Consider the following 19,852-nt stretch of genomic DNA (forward strand, 5'->3'; position numbering starts at 1 on the left):
TTCAGTTATGGGAGGGGTAATATGAAAGGAATAAAATTTGATTTTACTAATATGTTTTTTCCTAATATAGATAAAGGAATCAAATATGAAGAAATAAATGAATATAAAGAAAAAATAGAGAAAATAATCTCAGAAATTCTGGATGAAAAGCCTGGTTTTATAAAATTACTTGAAAACCCAAAATATTTAGATAAAATACTTGATATTCAGGAATGGGTTCAATCATTTGAAAGTTTTGTAGTTTTAGGAATAGGTGGATCGGCTCTTGGTAATATTGCTTTGCAAACCACATTAAACCCATTAAATTATAATTATATGGAAAATAGAAAAACACCCAAAATATTTATTGTTGATAATGTTGATCCTGATTTTGTTGCATCTATTTTAGATCAGATTAACCCACATAAGACATTATTTAATGTTATTTCAAAATCTGGAACAACTGCAGAGGCAATGTCCAATTATTTAATTGCAAGAGGAATAATTGAGAGCTATGGATTAGATCCGAAAAAACATATAATATTTACTACAGATCCTGAAAATGGTATTTTGAGAAAAATTGCAAAAGAAGAGGGAATTGAAACATTAGAAATTCCACAGGAAGTAGGTGGAAGATTCAGTGTTTTAACTCCTGTGGGATTATTATCTGCTTTAGCAGGAGGAATAGATATAATAGATTTAATAAATGGTGCAAAGACAATGTTTGAAAAAGTATCTAATAAAAATATTTATGAAAATCCAGCGGCATTAAATGCATTATTACATTTTCTTTATTATAAAAAAGGGTATAATATTTCGGTAATGATGCCCTATTCAAACAAATTGTTATTATTGGCTGATTGGTATAGACAATTGTGGGCTGAAAGTTTGGGGAAGAAATATAATATTAATGGAGAAGTAGTGAACGTAGGTCAAACCCCTGTTAAAGCTTTGGGTGCAACTGATCAACACTCTCAAGTGCAATTATATAATGAAGGTCCTGATGATAAAGTGGTTACATTTATAAAATTAGAAAAGTTTGAAAGAGATATAAAAATACCAAAAATACATGAAGAATTTTCAGCTCTTTCATATCTGGGTGGAAAAACGTTATCCGAATTATTAAACACAGAATTATTTGGCACAGAATATGCATTAACAGAACACGGAAAGCCAAATATGAAAGTTGTTTTTCCAGAAATAAACGCATTTAATGTAGGGCAGTTTTTCTTTGTTTATGAGTTTCAGACAGCTATAATGGGAAAATTACTCGAAATAAATGCCTATGATCAACCTGGAGTTGAACTTGGTAAGAAAGTTACATATGCCTTAATGGGTAGAGAAGGTTATGAGAATTTTGCAAATGAAGTAAAAGAAAAATTTGAAAAAAAGGAAAAGTTTATATTATGAAAATTATTGGCATAACAGGTTATGCTGGTAGTGGAAAAAGTACAGTAGCCAGGGTTCTTCGGGATCTTGGCTATATTGTTCTCAATCTGGATAAAATTGGACATGAAGTTCTTAAAGATAAAGAAGTAAAAGAAATGTTAAAGAAGAATTTTGGAGAAAATGTATTCGAAAATGGTGAGATAGATAGAAAAAAACTGGCAAAAAAAGTGTTTGAAGATAAAAATAAATTAAAAATACTAAACTCGATTACCCATCCAAAAATAAAGGTACAAGTAGAAGAAATAATTAAAAAGTTAAACGCAAAGAAAATCTTTATAGATGGAGCGTTAATAAAAGAAATAGGACTGGATAAAATATGTGATTATATAATATTTGTTGAGTCGACAGAAAAAAATAGGTTGGAAAGATTAACAAAATTAAGGGGGATATCTGTTGAAAAAGCTAAAAATATAATGTTAGCCCAGAAAGATATAAAATATAAATATGACTTTAAAATAATTAATAATAATGGATTAGATGTAATTAAAAAGGAATTATTAAAAATACTTGAAAAAATTTAATTTGATTTTGTTATGTTTCATGTAGTATAATATTATGTTCATCAAATCTATTCAGGAGGTGTTATAGGTGAAAAAGTTACTTTTGGTAGCCTTATTGCTGTTTGTTATGATCTTTTCTTTTGGCGAAAAAATTAAAGTTGAATTCTGGCATGCTATGGGTGGGGGACATGGTAAAACGTTAGAGGAATTAGTTGCAGCATTTAATAGAGAAAATCCGTATGTTGAGGTCGTTCCAGTTTATGTCGGTAATTACGGTGCATTATCAAGGAAATTATTGAGTACAGTTGTTGCATATAATGAAGGTACAAGAGATAATTTACCAGTTATAGCACAGGCATATTCAAACTGGACATCAAAATATCTTCAAAGTGAAGGAATAGTTGAACCATTAAATAAGTTTATATATGGGGATGCAGAGTTTAAGCAAGTATGGGAAAATCAGATATACAAAGTATTTAAAGATATTTCAGTATGGGGAGACACCATTTATTCAATTCCATTTAATAAAAGTGTATATACAACATATTATAACGTTGATTTGTTTGATTTATATGGTGTAGAACCGCCAAAAACATTGGATGAATTATATGAAGTAGCAAAGCAATTAACAGAAGATGTTGATGGTGATGGTCAGATAGATCAATACGGATTAGGGTATAGAACTACTGTAGATGATTTTCAAACATTCTTGTATGCAATGAATGGAAGAGTATTAGATTATGCAGGTAATGGAAAATGGAAGATTGTGTTGGATAAGAATTTAACAATCAAAACATTAAACTTCATGAAAAAATTAAAAACAGACGAGGTTGCATTTGTGCAGGGAGGATATTTAAATGACCCATTTGGAAACGGACAGATAGCAATGTATATGGGAACAATAGCAGGAAAACCATATGTAGAAAAATCAATAAAAGGAAAATATGAATGGACATGGGCACCATTACCTTCAGTTGATGGAGTACCTCATTCACCAATAGCAGGAACAGATTTGATAATGTTTGCATGGGCATCAAAAGCTCAAAAACAGGCAGCATGGATGTTTATGAAATTTTTATTAGATAAAGTTAATCAGGCATATTGGGCAGTAAATACAGGTTATGTTCCAGTAAGAAAAGATGTTGTTGAGACACCACAATGGAAGTCATATGTAGCAAATGATGAAAAACCTGTAATAGCATTGAATTCATTGAAAACAGCTGTTCCAGATCCAAAACCTGCAGCATGGTATGATATTAGAGGAGCATTGGGAACAGTAACAAGTGATTTCTTATACGATAAAATTACCGCAGAAGAAGCATATAACAGAATGATAGAAGAGTTGAAAAATTTACTCATAGAAAATGAAGAATTATCAGAATAAAAAAAGGCGCGAAAGCGCCTTTTTTTATTATCAACTGTAAAAACAACTAATAAAACTTTTTGGACACCCTTTTTAAAATTTTAGAGAATATTTAGAAACTGTTTTGTTACAAAAAATTAACTATATTAATATATCAGGTGATTTGACAATGATATAAAATGATGATATAATTTGTTTATAAAATGATAAAAAGGAGGTTAATTTTTATGGCAAGAAGGCCAAATCCAACATTAAGAGCAAAAAGAAAAGAAAATTTAATGGATTCTATAATTAAAATAATAACGGAGGAATCAATAGCTGAAGCAACTACCAGACATATTTCTGAGATGTCTAATTTAACGATAGCTTCTTTACACTATTATTTCGGATCCAAAGATGGTGCATTAGTCGCTACAGGTGAAAGTATTTTAGAAGATTGGATAAATGAATTTTTTAAAAAAAGAACTATGACTGCTGAAGAAAAAATTAGAAGAATATATGCTCCACCAAAATATATGATAGCCTTTTCTCAAATATTGACTTATCCATATAGGCAAAAAAAAGTTTCAAGAAAAGCGAGATTGCTTGATATGAATTTTACCAATACAATAAAAGAATTTTTAAAGGTGCATGAAATAGGTTTAGAAAATCTAGAAAATACGACGGAATTAATCAAAACATTTTTAATAGGTTTAAGTTTTAAAATTATTGTCAATCCGGATATTTTAGATTCAGAATTGGAAAATTTGAGGAATTTCTTTAATAAGAAAGAGGAATTACCAGATATAAAAGGATTTAAATGAGGAATGGTAATTCCTCTTTTTTTATTTTTTTATAAAATATAGAATTACGATTATATTTAGGTTTAAATATTTGTAATTAAATGTTATTGAATGTTTTTGAATTTTATAATTTCCCCTTTTTATTATAAAATATAATACTATATATATTTGAGTTATAATAAAGAAGGTGGGAATATGTTTTTTTATTTATTACCGGCAGTATTTTTTGGGTGGTCATTGGGTGCAAATGATGCAGCTAATATTTTTGGTACAGCGGTATCAAATAGAATTGTAAAATATCGGACAGCTACTATTATTTCTGCAATTTTTATATTAATTGGAGCAGTATTAGGAGGAGCTAAAGGAATAGAAACAATTAGTAACGTTACAGCACAGAGTTTGATTTCTGGGTCAATTTCAGTATTGTCAGCAGCAATTACAATGACAGTAATGACATATTTTGGAGTTCCCGTCTCATCTTCTCAGGCGATAGTTGGTTCAATTATGGCAGTTGGATTGATAGAAGGTGGGGTAAATTGGTCAATAATTTTGAAACTGGTTCTGGCATGGGTGGGAACACCAATTGGAGGTATGATTTTTGGATTTATTTCCTATAAAATTCTATCAATTCCTTTTAATAAAATAAAATCTATATATATGAAAGAAAGAGTTGTTCAAATTGCCACTCTTATTATTGGAGCATATGGGTCTTATTCTCTTGGTGCAAATAATGTTGCAAATATTACAGGCGTGTTTGCCAGTTCAATAGGTGTTAGTACGGCAGCACTGGTTGGGGGGCTTGCAATATCTTTTGGAGTATTAACATATAGTTATAAAGTTATGATGACAGTTGGCCGTCAAATAATAGAACTTGATTATTTTTCTGCAGCAATTGCTGTGCTTGGTGAATCAATAACAGTGTGGATATATGCATTACTTGGTATACCAGTTTCTACATCACAGGCGATAGTTGGTGCAGTAATTGGTGCTGGCTATGCGAGAGGCTCAAGATTAACAAATAAAAAGATATTATTCAAAATATTAAGTGCATGGGTTAATACACCTATTTCAGCAGGAATGATTACAGCGATTATATACTTTGTGTTTAGAGCAATTTTTAAAATAAGTATTTAGCAGGAGGTGCCAAATATGGGATTATTTTTTGGTAAAAAAGAGAAAAAAATTATAGAATTATTTGATCAACATCTTGATGCTGTTGACAGAACAATAGAAGTGCTTGTAGAATTAATAAAAAATTTAGATACAAAACCTGAAAGAATAAGAGAGCTTTCAGATAAAGTAAGAAATGCAGAAACCGAGGCAGATCATATTAGAAGGCAGGTAGAATCAGAAATGTATTCAGGAGCTTTTTTGCCTAATTTCAGAGGGGATTTGCTTGGTACTGTTGAGTCTATGGATAGGATTGCAAATAAAGCAGAAGGTGTTGCTGATGAAATAGAGCTTCAAAATTTATCAGTTCCAGATGAAATATTACCAGATCTGGTTGAGCTCATAAAAAAATCCCAGGTAACATATAAAGCAGTTAAAGAAGCTGCAAAAGAGATGTTTGAAAATTTTGAAAAGGCTAATGAAATGATTTTAAAAACCGAAAATTATGAGCATGAGACTGATATTATAGAAAGAAATACAATAAGAAAAATATTTTCACTTGATATATCACTTGCAAAAAAAATACAGTTAAAAAAGCTTGTTCATAGGATTGCAGATATATCTGATACATCTGAAGATGTTTCTGATAGAATTCAAATAATTATATATAAAAGAAAAGTATAAAAGGTGCGCAGGTAGCGCACCTTTATTTATTTTAATAAAAATATTTATCAAAAGTTATTGAATTCCAATAATAGTATGATATTCAAAAGAAGTATTTTCAGACCAATTATAAATAACCAGTTCAATTAAATACATTCCAGATGACTCGAAAATATTAGCAGGAATATTATAAGATAGATCAGTTATTGAAAAATTTGGTGTATCTGGAACATAATCATCAGCAACTCTCTTTCTATTTTCCCAGTCAACCATATTTGTAATTTCGTTAATTTTAGCTATGTTAATTTCTGCTCCTTCATAAGGTAAATTTAAATTGTTATTCCATTGAAGCGTAATATTTTCACCAGGAGTATATATACTAAAATTATAAGGAGAAGTTATTTCTAAAGAATTTTCTGGATATAGTTTTCCTAAATATAAGGTTTTTGAATCGACTACTTCATTATTATAATTATAAACTTTTACGGTGTAATTAGCATCTTCATAGAAATTTAAAGTTATAACATCAAAAAGTTCTTCATTAAAATAATAATTATCTCTTTCATAATATAAATCAGTTATATATTCATCATTTTTCCATACTTCAACTTTTTGAACACTTTCTGGATTAGATATATTCACATCAAACCTTAAAGCTAATTCTGAGGTTGGAATACCATCATCATCAGGCCTGATTCTTGTAATTCCTTCCATTTCATAATTTATTATTTGAGGTTTTTGCATATTTTGATTAAAATCAATAGTAGATATTATTAATGGATTTTCAATTCCACTTATTAATCCATTAAAATAAGGATCCGGAAAATCAATAATAATCTTTTCAATTTCTTTAGAATCAATAGTTCCTTCAAGAGTGATATCTGGTAAATATATACTTAAATCTTTAAAATCTTCTGGATTTTCGAAAAATACAGCGGGATATATCATAATTGGACCAAAAATATGAATAGGAATATTTATATCATTAGTAAATAGTTCTGAAAAGTTTGAACTATATATATCCCAAATGTTAAAAATTTCAAAGGGGCCAGAAGTTATGTCATGTTCCTGTGGAAGATAATCTATAATCGAATCTTCTAATGCCGTTCTTATAATATCCTTTTGAGAGAATATAGAGTTTTGTATTGAAGCAACTCTTGTTTCGAAAAAATCATCTCGAGGTTTTAACATTTCACCAAAAATGTTATTTTCCATTTCAGGTGCAGTTATAGTGTAATCGCTTGCCAAAGTTAAAAATAATTCATCTAAAGAAGCCTCAAGAGAATCGCTTTGCAGAATGGAGGTTATAGTGGCAGATGGATTATTTAAATCGTATAGAAAAAAAGCACTTCCATGTACATAGATATTATTGAATATAAATGCCATCATTGAAATCAAACCTTCATCAACTATTAGATAATCATTTTCATCAAAAGTAAGAGAATAATCAGAAAGATCTTCATAATTCAATTTTTTTGTCAAAAATTCCCAGTCAAATATAGCATCTCCTGGTGTGTTTTTATCTATACCTATAAATTCAATATTATCTATATCATCAAGTTTTAATAATATATCAGTATAAAGGCCAAAAGATCCTTTTTGTGGTTCTTGCCCATAATAAGTTACAGTAGCAGCTATATGTAATTCTGTATTATTATCTATAATTCCATCGCCATTCCAATCAAAATCATTTATTTCCCATTTTATATTTTCATCAAGATAATCATTTATGGAAAGTTTTTGAGAAAATACTCCAAGGTCTTCTATTATATTAATTAATGATTCTTCTAAATTTTCAGGAATATTTATTAAATTTAAAATGAAACTCTGAAAATTATTATTTGTAATGGCATGCATTAATGATTCAATATATTCCTTGTGATTAAAAAATATATCGTTAATATTATGTATTTCATCAGGAAGACTTTTTAAAACAGTTAAAATATCGTTATAAGCAGGTGTGGAGATTGAAGTTATATCTATGTTGCTATTTAGTACAATTGTTCCAGAAGGACTTTCAAGAATACTATAACCATAGTTTGCTGTAAATATTGAAAAATCGATAATATTTACTTGCCAGTCCTCTAATTTATAGTCATAAACATATTTCCAATTACCCTTATTAACTATATTTAAAGCTGGACCTATATCAAATCTTGAAAATTCATCAGGTACATCTTCATTGCATGAATTCATTCCATAATAATAAACAAATGATGAAAAATCTGTTAGATCCACTTTTCCGCTCAGGTTAAAATCACCCAACAGTCCACCCCATTTCCAATTATAAGGATCAAAATCATTATATTGTTTGGTTAAAGTATTTCTTGAAAAATAATCAATTTTTTCGATATTAAAATTATTTGCTTTAATGGTTAAAAGTACATCACCAGCATTTACAAAATTTATGGTTGAAATTGCTACTAACAATTTATCTTCTTTTTCTTTTACAATATTCATAAACATTGAAGGAATTTCAATTTTATCTGGAGAAACATTCGTTATTAAAAATTCGAAAGAATCTGCTGTCACCTTTGAGGTGACAACAGCAACATTATCATTAAAACTTATATCTATAATTCTTGAAATATTCAAATTATTGTTTTCATTTATAACTTTATTGTCTTTAATACAGGCTGATAATAACAGTGAAATAATCAGTATTATAAAAAACAAATATAAGAATTTTTTCATTCAAAACACCTCCTATTGTCCGTGAACTTCAAGTGAATTTTCTATCTCAAGCAAAACAGGCGCTTTATTTTCTTCAAATAAAATAAAGGCATCAGTAATTTCTATTGTTGTTCCATATACAATGGAATCATTATTTAGTGTGAAAGATGCAATTTCTGTATCTGATAAATCTAAAGGAGATTTGAATATTATAGATATAATAATTTCTTTATATTCTTCATCGGTATAATCATCAAATTTTATGGAAGATTTTATTAGTGAAAAATCTATATCGGAATCCGAAATGGAAATATTACTAGCATCAAAGGTTATTTCAGGATCAGTTTTTAAATAAAATTCTATGCCATAAACTTCTGTTAAATCATCTCCTGAAGTATTAAGTTGGAAGGTATTTTGATTATTTTCAAGATACTGTGGAGCAAATGACACGTAATTTCCTTTTAACAGTGGATCGTATATAAATGATTTTACAGGAGAAATTATGGTTTCGTTTCCATCGTCTGCTAATATTGCATAATAATATATATCACCATATTGTAATTTGTTAAATAATTGCCATAATTCTATAGTAATTTCTTCATTTGGATTTCCAATTAATGATGTCTCAAAAATACCGGGGTATGTCCAAACCTCTTGCCATGGAGTGAAAAGCAATATGTGATATTCAATTTGATTTGCTGTGTTTGAAGCGTAGAAAGAGATGGTATCAAGAGGATTGGCGGTTTTATCAAATGAATCATATACTTCAATATCCATGGAATTATCTGAAGATGAAATATTGAAACTTCTTATATTTGAATTATAAGAGCGATCGATGTCTCTGTTTCCTTTCACCATCCATATATATGGTCCATCTTTTAATTCTAGGTTATAGTCAGGATTAATAACATAATCAAAAGGTTCAATATAGTTGGTATCAGTTTCAATCAATTCTTTTGCTGATTTCAAAAAGAAAGTATATTCAATATTCTCGCCAAGCTCTTCCCATGTAAAACCTATATTCTTAAAAGACTCTGATGATATAATAAATTCTCCGTTTAAAGGGGTAAAAAGCTGTAATTTATTTTCTTCCGGTTCTCCCCGTATATCTTTTATTTCAAATGTGAATGTTGCGCTTATAATATTTCCACTATCGTCCATTATATGCCAGTAATAAATTCCCGGATTATCAAAATCAACAGTTACATAATATTGATTTTCAAGATTTGTATTATAAATAATGTTACCTTCTTCATCTATTACTTCAAAAATATAATTCATATTTTGTAGTGGTGCAGGACTATCAGGATCAGGTGGAGGCATTATGTGATGCCAGCTAAACCAAATAGTATAGTAATCAAAAACAGCATTTTGTTCTGGATAATCCAGTAAAACCTCATATGGTTCTGTATTGATGAAGAACCATCTGTGTTCTGTTTCTTGATATTCTTCAGGTTCAACATTTGCTAATGATAACCAGTATTTGTAAGCTCCATCTTCAAGATTTATGTTATAATTAAATGTCATTTCACCAGTAAACATATCAGTTCCTGTTGAATAATCGTCTGGAGTAATTAATATATCCATATTTTCCCAGGTATCTATAGGTCGTATATGTAATTCGAAATCACCTGTATAAGATGGATCCATTCCCCATATAAATCCAATGTTATTGGCTTGTGTAGCATCACCATCCAGAGGTTGTATAAGATGCAAATCTAACATCCAAGTTCCTTCTTCGATAAAGAAATACCATATTTCACTTTCAATATAATTTGATTCATCAATAAATGCACGAATTTTCCATTCATATTCTTTTCCAACTGATAATTCAGGGATTATCATTTCTGCTTCATAACTTCCAAAATCTTCGTCATACCATAAGATGTTTATATCTTCAGAAGCTTTTGACCAATTATCATCATTTATTTCTCTGTAATATAATTCGAAAATGTTTGCTGTAGCTGTTTGTGAATTTAGATTATTCACACCCCATCTGAAATAAACATCTGTTGTAGTATCTCCTGGTAAAGATGAGACATAATCAGGAGGATCCATTTTATAGAAATATGCAGTTTCTTCAATATCTCCAATTTTAAACTCAAAATAATCACTATATATTTCATGTTCTTCAAAGGTTTCAGGATCCTGATAATATCCCATAACATTCCATCTATATTTTCCTGTATCTAATGAAATTGAAGTTGTTTCTGATGAGAGTTGATATTCAAAATAGTTATATGGTTCAGTTAATTGTTCTATATAAAGTACATATTTATCTACTATTATAGGTTCATCCATATTGTTTTTGTGGATAAATGCTTTCCATTCGAAGTTAACTTCAGCTGGAGCATCAGTTGAATGCCATTCATTTTCTGGTGAAATTAAATCTATATAATAGAATGTATCTTCAACATATATATTGAACCAGTATGGATTTTCTGGGTAAATAATTTCTATATTTCCATTACCAAAATCTGCATAACCTATAACAGCCCAGAAATAACTACCTTCATTTAAATCAATAGTGACCTGTGTATCAGATGTTTTGACGAGTCTTATTAATTCGTTTGGACTTAAATTTCCATCAATATAATCCCATACACGCCATTCTGTATTATCTATAATTAATTCGTATGTAATTGTAGCATTATTTATATTTTTTGGAGTCCATTGAAAGGTTACGGATGTTCCGATTATTGTAATGTCTTCAAGATGAATTGTTCCTTTCTCTTTTCCAAAATCTTCTAAATTTATTTCTATTTTACTGTCGAGACCACTAATTAATCCTTTAAAGGTCGAATCTGGAAATTCAACAATTAGATTGGTTGAATTGTTACTTTCTTCTATATAAATATCTGGCAAAAATACATTTAAATTTGAAAAATCATCAGGATTATTGAAAAACACACCAGGATAAATGGTTATATTTTTATTGTACTCTAAAGGAATATCTATACCTTTTGAAGGGTCTTGTATTATCTGTGCCAACTCTTCAGTTTTTTTCAGAGCGTCCATAGCCGGAATAAAATCTTCTAATTTTACAGGTGGAGTATCGCCAGAGGTTGGATCATGTGGCTGAATAATATAATCCATAATTCTATCTTCAAAAATCTTATTTAAAATATCATGTAAGGATATAAGTTCATTTTTTATTGTATTAATTAACTCAATAGAAGTATTATAGTCTTTAAAATATAGCATATGTCCAAATATATAGGTCTCAAGTTCCCATCCAGTTATCTTCTCGGAATCAAGAGGTGGAGGGTTTTTTAAAAGGGTTTTTAAAATCTCATCTATTTTATCCATAAGATTAACATTGCTTTTTAAAGCAGCTTTTATGTTTTCTGAAGGATTATTGAGATCATATATAAATAATGATTTTCCTATTATTCCTATTAATCCAGTTACAAGTGATATTTGCCCTGCAGTTCCTTCATCAATTAATATATAGTCATTATCATCAAAAGTTGGATTATGATTTTCGCTGATATTTTCATTAATTAATTCATAATCAAAGATAGCATCACCACCAGCTGGATCTATTCCAAGAACTCTTGAAAATTGATCGATTTTTAGTAAATCATAAAAAGGAATAGAATCTTCACCATTTTCAGTCTTTATTTTTAGTTTTAAAGGTGAAGTGGATTCAACAGTTCCATCCATATCCCAATCAAATTCATTTATTTTATATTTTACATCTGTATACAAATATCCATTTTTTATTGTTCCAAAAAGCAAAGAGATATTATTAATGTCCTTTATTATGTTTAATAAAGCAGTTTCTGTTGCATCTGACATATTAATGATATATTTTATAAATATTTGTGGTGATGCTTCAAAAGAAGCTAAGGAAGAAATAAAGTCTTTATTTTCATTTAAAAAAGTCATGATATGGGAATAAGTATTATAGATATTTTTTAAGCCAGAAACAATATCTTTTTCCATATCGTCTGTAATTATGTCTGGATTTGTATCAGATGTTACGGTTATGGTTGGTTGGGTAGATATAACATCAATTCCATAATTTGCAGCAAATATTGAAAAATCTGATAATCCTATTTTTCCATCAGGTTTGGCTAAATCAAACACTTCATCCCAGATATCCTTATGTGCAAAATTACCAGCTGGACCAATATCTATTAAATCAAAATCTTTCATATTTCCATTAAAACTATCTCTTTCAAGTCCATAAAAATATGTAAACGATGAAAAATCTGAAATATCAACCTTTCCATCAAAATCAAAATCTCCTAACAGTCCAAAAGAGACGCCTTTATTATAATAATCGAAATTTTTTGTAATACTATTTCTATTATAAGTATTGATACTTTTAAGTTTAAAATCTTTATCAGTTACTTTTAATAATATATCCCCACGATGAATAATACCAGGAGAAGAAATAGCTACCTTTAAACCAGCATCATTTTTTATGATTTTTAAAAATTTTGAAGGTATGTAAATATTGTTAATATTTGTATTTTCAAAAACAAATTCAAAACTATCGGCTTCAACATTTGATTTTATAATATATTCGTTATTATTTTTTTCTATAATAATAGATTTAAAACTTTCTTGATTTTTAACATCCTTTTTGAAATTAAAACATGAAGTAAGAAGAAATATAGATAAAATTAAGATTATAAACAAAAAGTATTTATTTTTCATTATATAATCACCCCCTTATTGTCCTATGGTGATTGATATAAAATCACCAGTTGTAAATAATATTTCCGTATCATTTATTTCGTACATATATGTTGATTTTTCAAATTTTATCTTTGTATTTCCTGATTTTTTTGAATTAATTTCTACTGTGATGAGATTTTCTGGAAGAACAAAATTGGTATCTTCAGAAACTACACTAAAAATAAATTCATTATGGTCATTATATTCAATTATTTTTTTGATAACATAATAATTATCGTCATCAAATAAAGGATTTTCAATACAATTTTCTGGGTTAATATCAACATATTCAGGATCATAAGAAATTCTTATATCAAATCCATGAATATTGTTTTTAAAGGAAGTATTTATTGTAAAATTATCAACGGAATTTATATTTATATTTATTTCATTTGGAATAAAGTATATATCAGGAAGTTCGCCTTCTTCTTTTTTTATAAATTCAAAACTCCATATAGGCCCTGGTACAATATACATACCATCTGTTGCCACAATTCTCCAATAATAGTTTGAAGAATAATTTAATTCCTTATCCAATCTGTTTGTTTGTAAATTGTATTCTGTATAATCGTTTTCAATTAAATTATTAACCTCATCATATACATCTGAAATATAGAAATCAAAAGTCAAAGGTGTACCTTCTGGGTCAAAAGCTTTCCATTCAAAAGATACAGTTGTACCAACAACTGTTGGGGCATCTGGTTTGTGATATGAATCTATAATTGGTGGTTTATTTTGAGAAGAAATAGTAAATTTTCTTAATGGGCTTTTTACAGGCGGATTTACTGTATCTGAAACTTCAACATTCCAGTAAAAATCTCCAGGTTCTTGTAATTTATAAGTATAAGAAATTTTTTTGTTTTGCGAATCTTCAAGGGATATTATTTCATTTAAAGTAGTTTCAGATTTTCCTATATTCAAACTGTATAATAGAGTTCCATTGTCTGTATCTGTGGCTATCCAGCTAAAGGCTATTTCGTTTGAAGTAAATGAAGAATTATCTTCTGGGGAGAGTAATTGAATGGTTGGAGTTGCATTTTCAGGTGGAGAATAATTAAAAGAAAATACAGATGATTCTACAGTTTCTTTTCCATCTGAAACCAGAACCTTCCAGAAATATTGTCCAGTCGAATTTAAAGAATATGTATAAGTTGTTTTTTCATAATTTGAAATTATGTTGTTAAAAGCAGTTTTGGATTTTCCAAGGAATAAATCAAAAGTTAAAGGATCTTTATCAGCGTCGCTGGCATCCCATGAAAACTTTATTTTGGAAGTTGTTACAGTATCATTATCAGCAGGATATACAAGGAATATTTCAGGTTTGTGATTGATAGTTGAATCTGAAGTTGGTTGATAATCAAATTGCGGGGCTTCCCCAACCAGGATTTTATAATTTTTATTTGGTTCATCCCATAATTCGACTCTCCATTGATATTTTCCTTTAATAGGAGGTTCGTAAGCATAATTGCTGACTTCTAGCGGGTCATCATTTAATTTTATAAAATCATTTCCTAGATATTTAAGATAGATATTATAATATATAGCATCCTCTTCAATGTCATTAGCCTCCCATTTAAAAATTACTTTTTTGTCTTTTACAATTTGATTGTCTAAAGGTGAAATATATCTGCCAAATGTAGGAGGGTTATTCTCTGCAGGTTCTAAAAGTACATTTTCAGTTCTTTTTTCTTTTGCATAAACCGTAACTTTACTACTTAGAGGATAATAATAGGTTCTAGAAACTTCATAATCATAATCACCTGCCGGTAACTTAAATTCATAAGAACCATTTTCATCAGTTTTAGCTTGGACTACAAGACTCCCATTTTGAATTATTTTTATAGTAGCACTTTGGATAGGTGTATTTGTTATTTTATCTTTTACATTAAAAGTGATAAAACCTTCTTCGATTTGTTGTAATCTGTCACAAGAGTAAATAAAAAACATGGTTATCGATATTAAAATTAAAATCCATACTTTTTTTCCCATTTTTTCACCCCCTGATTTTAATTTGTAATTTAAACAATATTAACATCATAGTTGTTTAGACCTGATTTTTTTTAGAAAGTTCATAAATAAAATAATAAAAATTGAACTTTTTTATAAAAAAGAAGTCTAAATGCATACAGGAAATTATGAAAAGGGAGGGACCCCTAATGAGAATCGGAAATAATTATTTAAACCAGACGAATAGATTATCAAATTTATCAAATTTGCTATTGCAAAGATCACAGCAATTGGCAAGTGGAAGTAGATTGATTAACGCATCTGTGGATCCTGCAGGATTTAGTATAGCTCAGAGGTTAAATACACAATTTAGATCAGCTTATCAAGCTGTAAGGAATATATATGATGGGATAGGAGCGTTAAATGTTGCAGATCAGGGGATTTCATCTATTCAGGATACATTGGGTCGTATGAGAGAGCTGGCAACAAGAGCTGCAAATGATACATTACCTGAAGAAGCAAGAAGCGCTATTCAGGAAGAATTTAATCAATTAAGGCAGGGAATAAGAGATGTTGTAAGAGATACTCAATATAATAATCAACAGCTATTAAATGGAGAATTTCAGGCTAATTTACCGTTAGATACAACAGGAAGAAATAATTTAAATGTTGAAATTCAAGATATGAGACCAGAAGCACTAAACCTTGAAAACATAAACTTAACGACGCAGGAAGGAGCAGAAAATGCATTAAACACCCTTGAAGAGGCAGCAAATAATATTACAAATGTGAGAACTCAGGTTGGTTCGTATGTTAATAGATTAGGAGTTGCAGCAGAAAATCTTTTAAACAGAGCAGAAAATACAGGTGCAGCAGAAGAAAGAATTGCAGGTGCCGATATGGCAAAAACCATGGTTGAATATATAAGAAATCAAAATTTAAGAGATATGACATCGATGTTGTTTTCTCAAACAGGGCAGCTAAATGCAGCATCAGTTTTAAATATCTTACAATCTCCTTAAAAAGTTAATATTATCTAAAAAGAGAGCCGAAAGGCTCTCTTTTATTGATTATCTATTAATTTTAAAAGTGCTTTAGCAGCATAAGTAGGGCCATTTTCTTCGAACCCAGAAACACCTAATTGAGTTTTTATTTCTCCAACTTTAACTCCGCTTTTAATCATCTGTTCCAAAAATCTTTTAGCGATTTTTTCGTGTTTTTCCTTTCTTTGAACTGCTCCAAAAGGATTTGCAAAATAACTATAAGTTAATCCAACCTCAGCAGTGGTGCCTTTGGCCATTCTGGCACCTTTTGAAAATACATTGTAAGCACTTTCCCAATCATTGAAAAAATTGATATATGAATTATCTTCAGCTTTTACATAATTATTGGCGTATAAGAAATAATCTATTTTAGTTGGTTTTATTATATCTTTGTAATTTGAATAAGGGACTATTACTCTTGCATTTGTTTCATTTGGATTCATAAAAATACTTCTATCTATTGCGGAATAAGCGTATCCGGGTTGTAAATCATCAAGTCTTACAAATGCACCAGTTTCCGTGCCGAATGCAATAATATTTCCGTTAATATCTATTTCTAAAGAACCCATATCATCAATTAAAATATTAACTTCTGAAACTTCTTTTGATAGCCTATTCAGCGCGTCTAAAGTCTCGGATTTTCCAGCACCACTATCACCTATTAACATTACATTAGCTTTTTTCCCATTTCTTAGAACAATTTCTGCTAAAGCTCCATGAATAGGTAAATTTCCTTCATCAATAACTTTTAGATTATGAATGGTTAAAATCATTTTTTTCATATAGCCAAAATAATCAACATCATCATCTCGCCCTAAAAGGCTTACATATGTTCCATCTTTTTCTTTATAAATTACACCTTTTTTATATTCGACTTTTTCAAAAAATCTATCTTCAAGTCCATAAAAATATATTCCATCTGGTTTTTTTCGCTGAACAATCCCAAATCCTGCCAGTTCAAATAAATTAGTTAAACCTGCAGCCATTGCGAGGAATTCCTTATATACATATACTAAAATATATTTTTTACCAACATGTACTGGAAATGCAAACCAATCTTCTGGATTTTCCAGTTCTATATTTTCTAAGATTGGAGAATCAATAACTTTAAATATACCTTTTCTTTTATTTGATTTTGTATAAAATATTACAGGGGGTTCAAACACAACACCCCATACGAAAGGAACCTTATATAAACTATCAGAACCATTTAAAACCTTATCTTTAAAAGATGGAGTATCTATAGAAAATGCAACTTGAGCACCACTTGGTAATTGTCTTAATACTTTTAATCTATCATCTGAAACATTAATCAGAATTTGACGATAGAAATTTGTAATTAAGCTTTTAAAATCAGTATTATTTCTAACAAGAATCATTTCTTTATAGATTTTTTGAATTCCATTAGAAACATAATCGTTTTTTTGTATCATGAATCTATGCTTATTTCTCCATAAATTGTAAATTCTTTCTACAAACTTGACAATCTGTTCCTTTTTATCACTTAATTTTGGAAAACTATAAAAAGGTGAAGAATCTATTTCATCAATTTTTTCAGCAGATAAAGCAAAAAGCATTTTAATTATCTGATCAAGATCATAACGTTCTTTAACTTCAACAGCATCTTCATTTTTTAAAAATAAAGAAAAAAAAGTTAAAAGGCTTTCATTTCTTTCTTCGAGATCATTTAAAAATTCTATAACCAATTCTTTTAAAATTTTACTGTGAATAATTTGAGCGTTGGAAGAATATGTAATGCTACCGTCAATTAAAACAGTTCTCGACATAAAATCACCCCTTATCTTGTATTTTTATAGTAATTATACCACAAAATAGATAGGATTTAAAATTTCTGGAAATAGAATTTATAAAAATATAAAGTTAAAAATTTTTAATTTCTTAAACCAAAAATACAAAATTTAATGGTAAAATTAGTATATAAATTAAATTTAAATTCAGGAGGTAATTATATGTTTAGAATACTATTAAAAGGAAAAATTCATAGAGCATCAGTTACAGAAAAAAATATTCATTATGAAGGTAGCGTTACAATTGATGAAGAATTAATGGAGCTTGCAGATATAGAAGAAAATGAATTGGTTCAAATAGTGGATATAAATAATGGTGCAAGATTTGAAACTTATGTTATTAAAGGAGAAAGAGGATCAAGGATAATAGGTTTAAATGGTGCAGCTGCAAGAATGGTAGAATTAGGTGATAAAATTATTATTATGGCATATGGGTTGTATTCTAAAGAAGAAAAAAGTAATCCGAAAATAGTTGTAGTAGATGATAAAAATAATCCAAAAATCCTAAAAAATCATGAAGAACCTAGAACGGAGTGCTAAATTTGAAAGTATTAGGGGTAATCGTTGAATATAATCCATTCCATAATGGACATTTATATCACTTAAAAAAAGCTAAAGAGATAGTAAAACCTGACTTCACCATTGCGGTGATGAGTGGAAATTTTGTTCAAAGAGGGGAACCGGCAATTATAGATAAATTTTCCAGAGCAGAAATAGCACTGGAAATGGGGGTTGATATAGTTTTTGAACTTCCATTTTTATATTCTATACAGGATGCAAATGGTTTTGCATTGGGAGCTATTGGGATTTTAGAAAGAACAAAAGTTGTAACAGATATAGTATTTGGGAGCGAATCAGCAGATATTGAAACATTAAATATTATTTCTGATATAATATATAAGCAACCTGATAAGTTTAAAAATCTTTTAAAAAAATATCTAAAAGAAGGATATTCTTTTCCGAATGCGAGAAAATACGCATTAATTCATTTTTTTGAAAAAAATAATATCTTAAAAAAAGAAAAAGTTTTGGCTATTGAAAAATCTAATGATATATTAGGATTGGAATATTTAAAAGCTTTAAAATATTATAATTCTAAGATCGTCCCACATGCGATACAGCGACAGGGGGCAAATTATAATGATGAAGAATTTAAAGGTAGTTTTTCTAGTGCTACAGCCATTAGAAAATTGTGGAAAGAAGAAATGTATGAATTAATAAAAAAATCAGTTCCACAAAAAACATATGAAATATTAAAAAGGGAAGAGAATTTGGGTAAAGCTCCAATATTTATTGAAGATTATGAAATATCTTTACTATCTTTTTTAAGAACATTAAATAGGGATGATATTCAAGAAATTTTTGGAATCAATGAGGGTTTGGAACAAAGAATAATAGAAGCTGCAAAACAAAGTGCATCTATAATAGAATTTTACCGTTTAGTAAAAGCTAAAAGATTTACTTATACTAGAATAAAAAGAACACTCTTAAGTATTTATTTTAGACTAAAAAAAGGTTTAATATATGAAGCTAATAAATACGGTCCTCAATATTTAAGAGTTCTGGGTTTTACAAAAAAAGGAAGAAAATTATTATCAGTAATGAGAGAACAAATAGCGTATCCAATAATTGTCACGCCATCGAATTATATTTCTATTATAAAAAATATAGAAAGGGATTTAGATAATAAGCGCAAAGAATGGGAAATAAAAAAGAATTTATATTTTAAAATGATAGAATATGATTTTAAAGCATCTAATGTATATTCAATGTATTATAAAAATAAAGAATTTTCTAGAGGCGAAATAGATAAAAAAGCAAAAATAATTATTCTTAAGTGATTGAA

The 19,852-nt window shown here is 28.7% G+C and carries 13 protein-coding genes; 9 read left to right on the top strand and 4 right to left on the bottom strand.

Going from position 1 to position 19,852, the window contains the following annotated elements:
• Window positions 1-21 precede the first annotated feature (21 nt).
• The 6 genes from XO12_RS04445 to XO12_RS04470 all read left to right on the top strand — a co-directional run bounded on the left by XO12_RS04445 (window position 22) and on the right by XO12_RS04470 (window position 5,867).
• Window positions 22-1,389: a glucose-6-phosphate isomerase gene (locus XO12_RS04445; protein WP_175419750.1), complete on the top strand. Its 1,368-nt coding sequence runs from the start codon at window positions 22-24 to the stop codon at window positions 1,387-1,389.
• On the top strand, window positions 1,386-1,949 hold the full coding sequence (gene coaE, locus XO12_RS04450; protein WP_047265583.1) for a dephospho-CoA kinase: 564 nt from the start codon (window positions 1,386-1,388) through the stop codon (window positions 1,947-1,949). Before XO12_RS04445 ends, coaE begins: the two co-directional genes overlap by 4 nt.
• Before the next feature lie 67 nt (window positions 1,950-2,016).
• Window positions 2,017-3,312, top strand: coding sequence for an extracellular solute-binding protein (locus XO12_RS04455; protein WP_175419751.1), 1,296 nt, complete (start codon window positions 2,017-2,019; stop codon window positions 3,310-3,312).
• Window positions 3,313-3,518: 206 nt separating this feature from the next.
• Window positions 3,519-4,094 carry a TetR/AcrR family transcriptional regulator gene (locus XO12_RS04460; RefSeq protein ID WP_175419752.1) on the top strand — a complete coding sequence of 192 codons (576 nt, stop codon included), beginning with the start codon at window positions 3,519-3,521 and terminating at the stop codon, window positions 4,092-4,094.
• A 174-nt stretch (window positions 4,095-4,268) separates the two neighbouring features.
• Window positions 4,269-5,207, top strand: coding sequence for an inorganic phosphate transporter (locus XO12_RS04465; protein WP_175419753.1), 939 nt, complete (start codon window positions 4,269-4,271; stop codon window positions 5,205-5,207).
• 15 nt (window positions 5,208-5,222) lie between these two features.
• The gene (locus tag XO12_RS04470) at window positions 5,223-5,867 is read left to right on the top strand and encodes a TIGR00153 family protein (RefSeq protein ID WP_047265579.1); all 645 of its coding nucleotides are present in this window, start codon (window positions 5,223-5,225) and stop codon (window positions 5,865-5,867) included.
• Between the two features lie 54 nt (window positions 5,868-5,921).
• Here XO12_RS04470 and XO12_RS04475 read toward each other — a convergent pair whose 3' ends face one another.
• Genes XO12_RS04475 through XO12_RS04485 form a run of 3 tightly spaced genes read right to left on the bottom strand, consistent with a single transcriptional unit; the run spans window position 5,922 to window position 15,197 of the window.
• A complete protein-coding gene (locus tag XO12_RS04475) occupies window positions 5,922-8,540 on the bottom strand; it encodes a hypothetical protein (protein ID WP_175419754.1) in 2,619 nt (872 codons plus the stop codon).
• 12 nt (window positions 8,541-8,552) lie between these two features.
• Window positions 8,553-13,187, bottom strand: a complete 4,635-nt coding sequence (locus XO12_RS04480; protein WP_175419755.1) for a hypothetical protein — start codon at window positions 13,185-13,187, stop codon at window positions 8,553-8,555.
• 15 nt (window positions 13,188-13,202) lie between these two features.
• Entirely contained in the window at window positions 13,203-15,197 is a 1,995-nt protein-coding gene (locus XO12_RS04485; protein WP_175419756.1) for a carboxypeptidase-like regulatory domain-containing protein, read from the bottom strand.
• 167 nt (window positions 15,198-15,364) lie between these two features.
• Here XO12_RS04485 and XO12_RS04490 point away from each other — a divergent pair, with 167 nt between their 5' ends.
• Window positions 15,365-16,177: a flagellin gene (locus XO12_RS04490; protein WP_047265575.1), complete on the top strand. Its 813-nt coding sequence runs from the start codon at window positions 15,365-15,367 to the stop codon at window positions 16,175-16,177.
• A 41-nt stretch (window positions 16,178-16,218) separates the two neighbouring features.
• Here XO12_RS04490 and XO12_RS04495 read toward each other — a convergent pair whose 3' ends face one another.
• Window positions 16,219-17,985 (bottom strand): ATPase, encoded by a 1,767-nt coding sequence (locus tag XO12_RS04495; RefSeq protein WP_175419757.1) that lies wholly within the window; start codon window positions 17,983-17,985, stop codon window positions 16,219-16,221.
• Between the two features lie 183 nt (window positions 17,986-18,168).
• Here XO12_RS04495 and panD point away from each other — a divergent pair, with 183 nt between their 5' ends.
• Together panD and XO12_RS04505 are read left to right on the top strand one after the other, a co-directional pair.
• A complete protein-coding gene (gene panD / locus XO12_RS04500) occupies window positions 18,169-18,546 on the top strand; it encodes an aspartate 1-decarboxylase (protein WP_047265573.1) in 378 nt (125 codons plus the stop codon).
• A 2-nt stretch (window positions 18,547-18,548) separates the two neighbouring features.
• Window positions 18,549-19,847: a nucleotidyltransferase gene (locus tag XO12_RS04505; RefSeq protein ID WP_175419758.1), complete on the top strand. Its 1,299-nt coding sequence runs from the start codon at window positions 18,549-18,551 to the stop codon at window positions 19,845-19,847.
• Window positions 19,848-19,852 lie beyond the last annotated feature (5 nt).

This window comes from Marinitoga sp. 1154 (assembly GCF_013363285.1).
Lineage (GTDB): Bacteria > Thermotogota > Thermotogae > Petrotogales > Petrotogaceae > Marinitoga.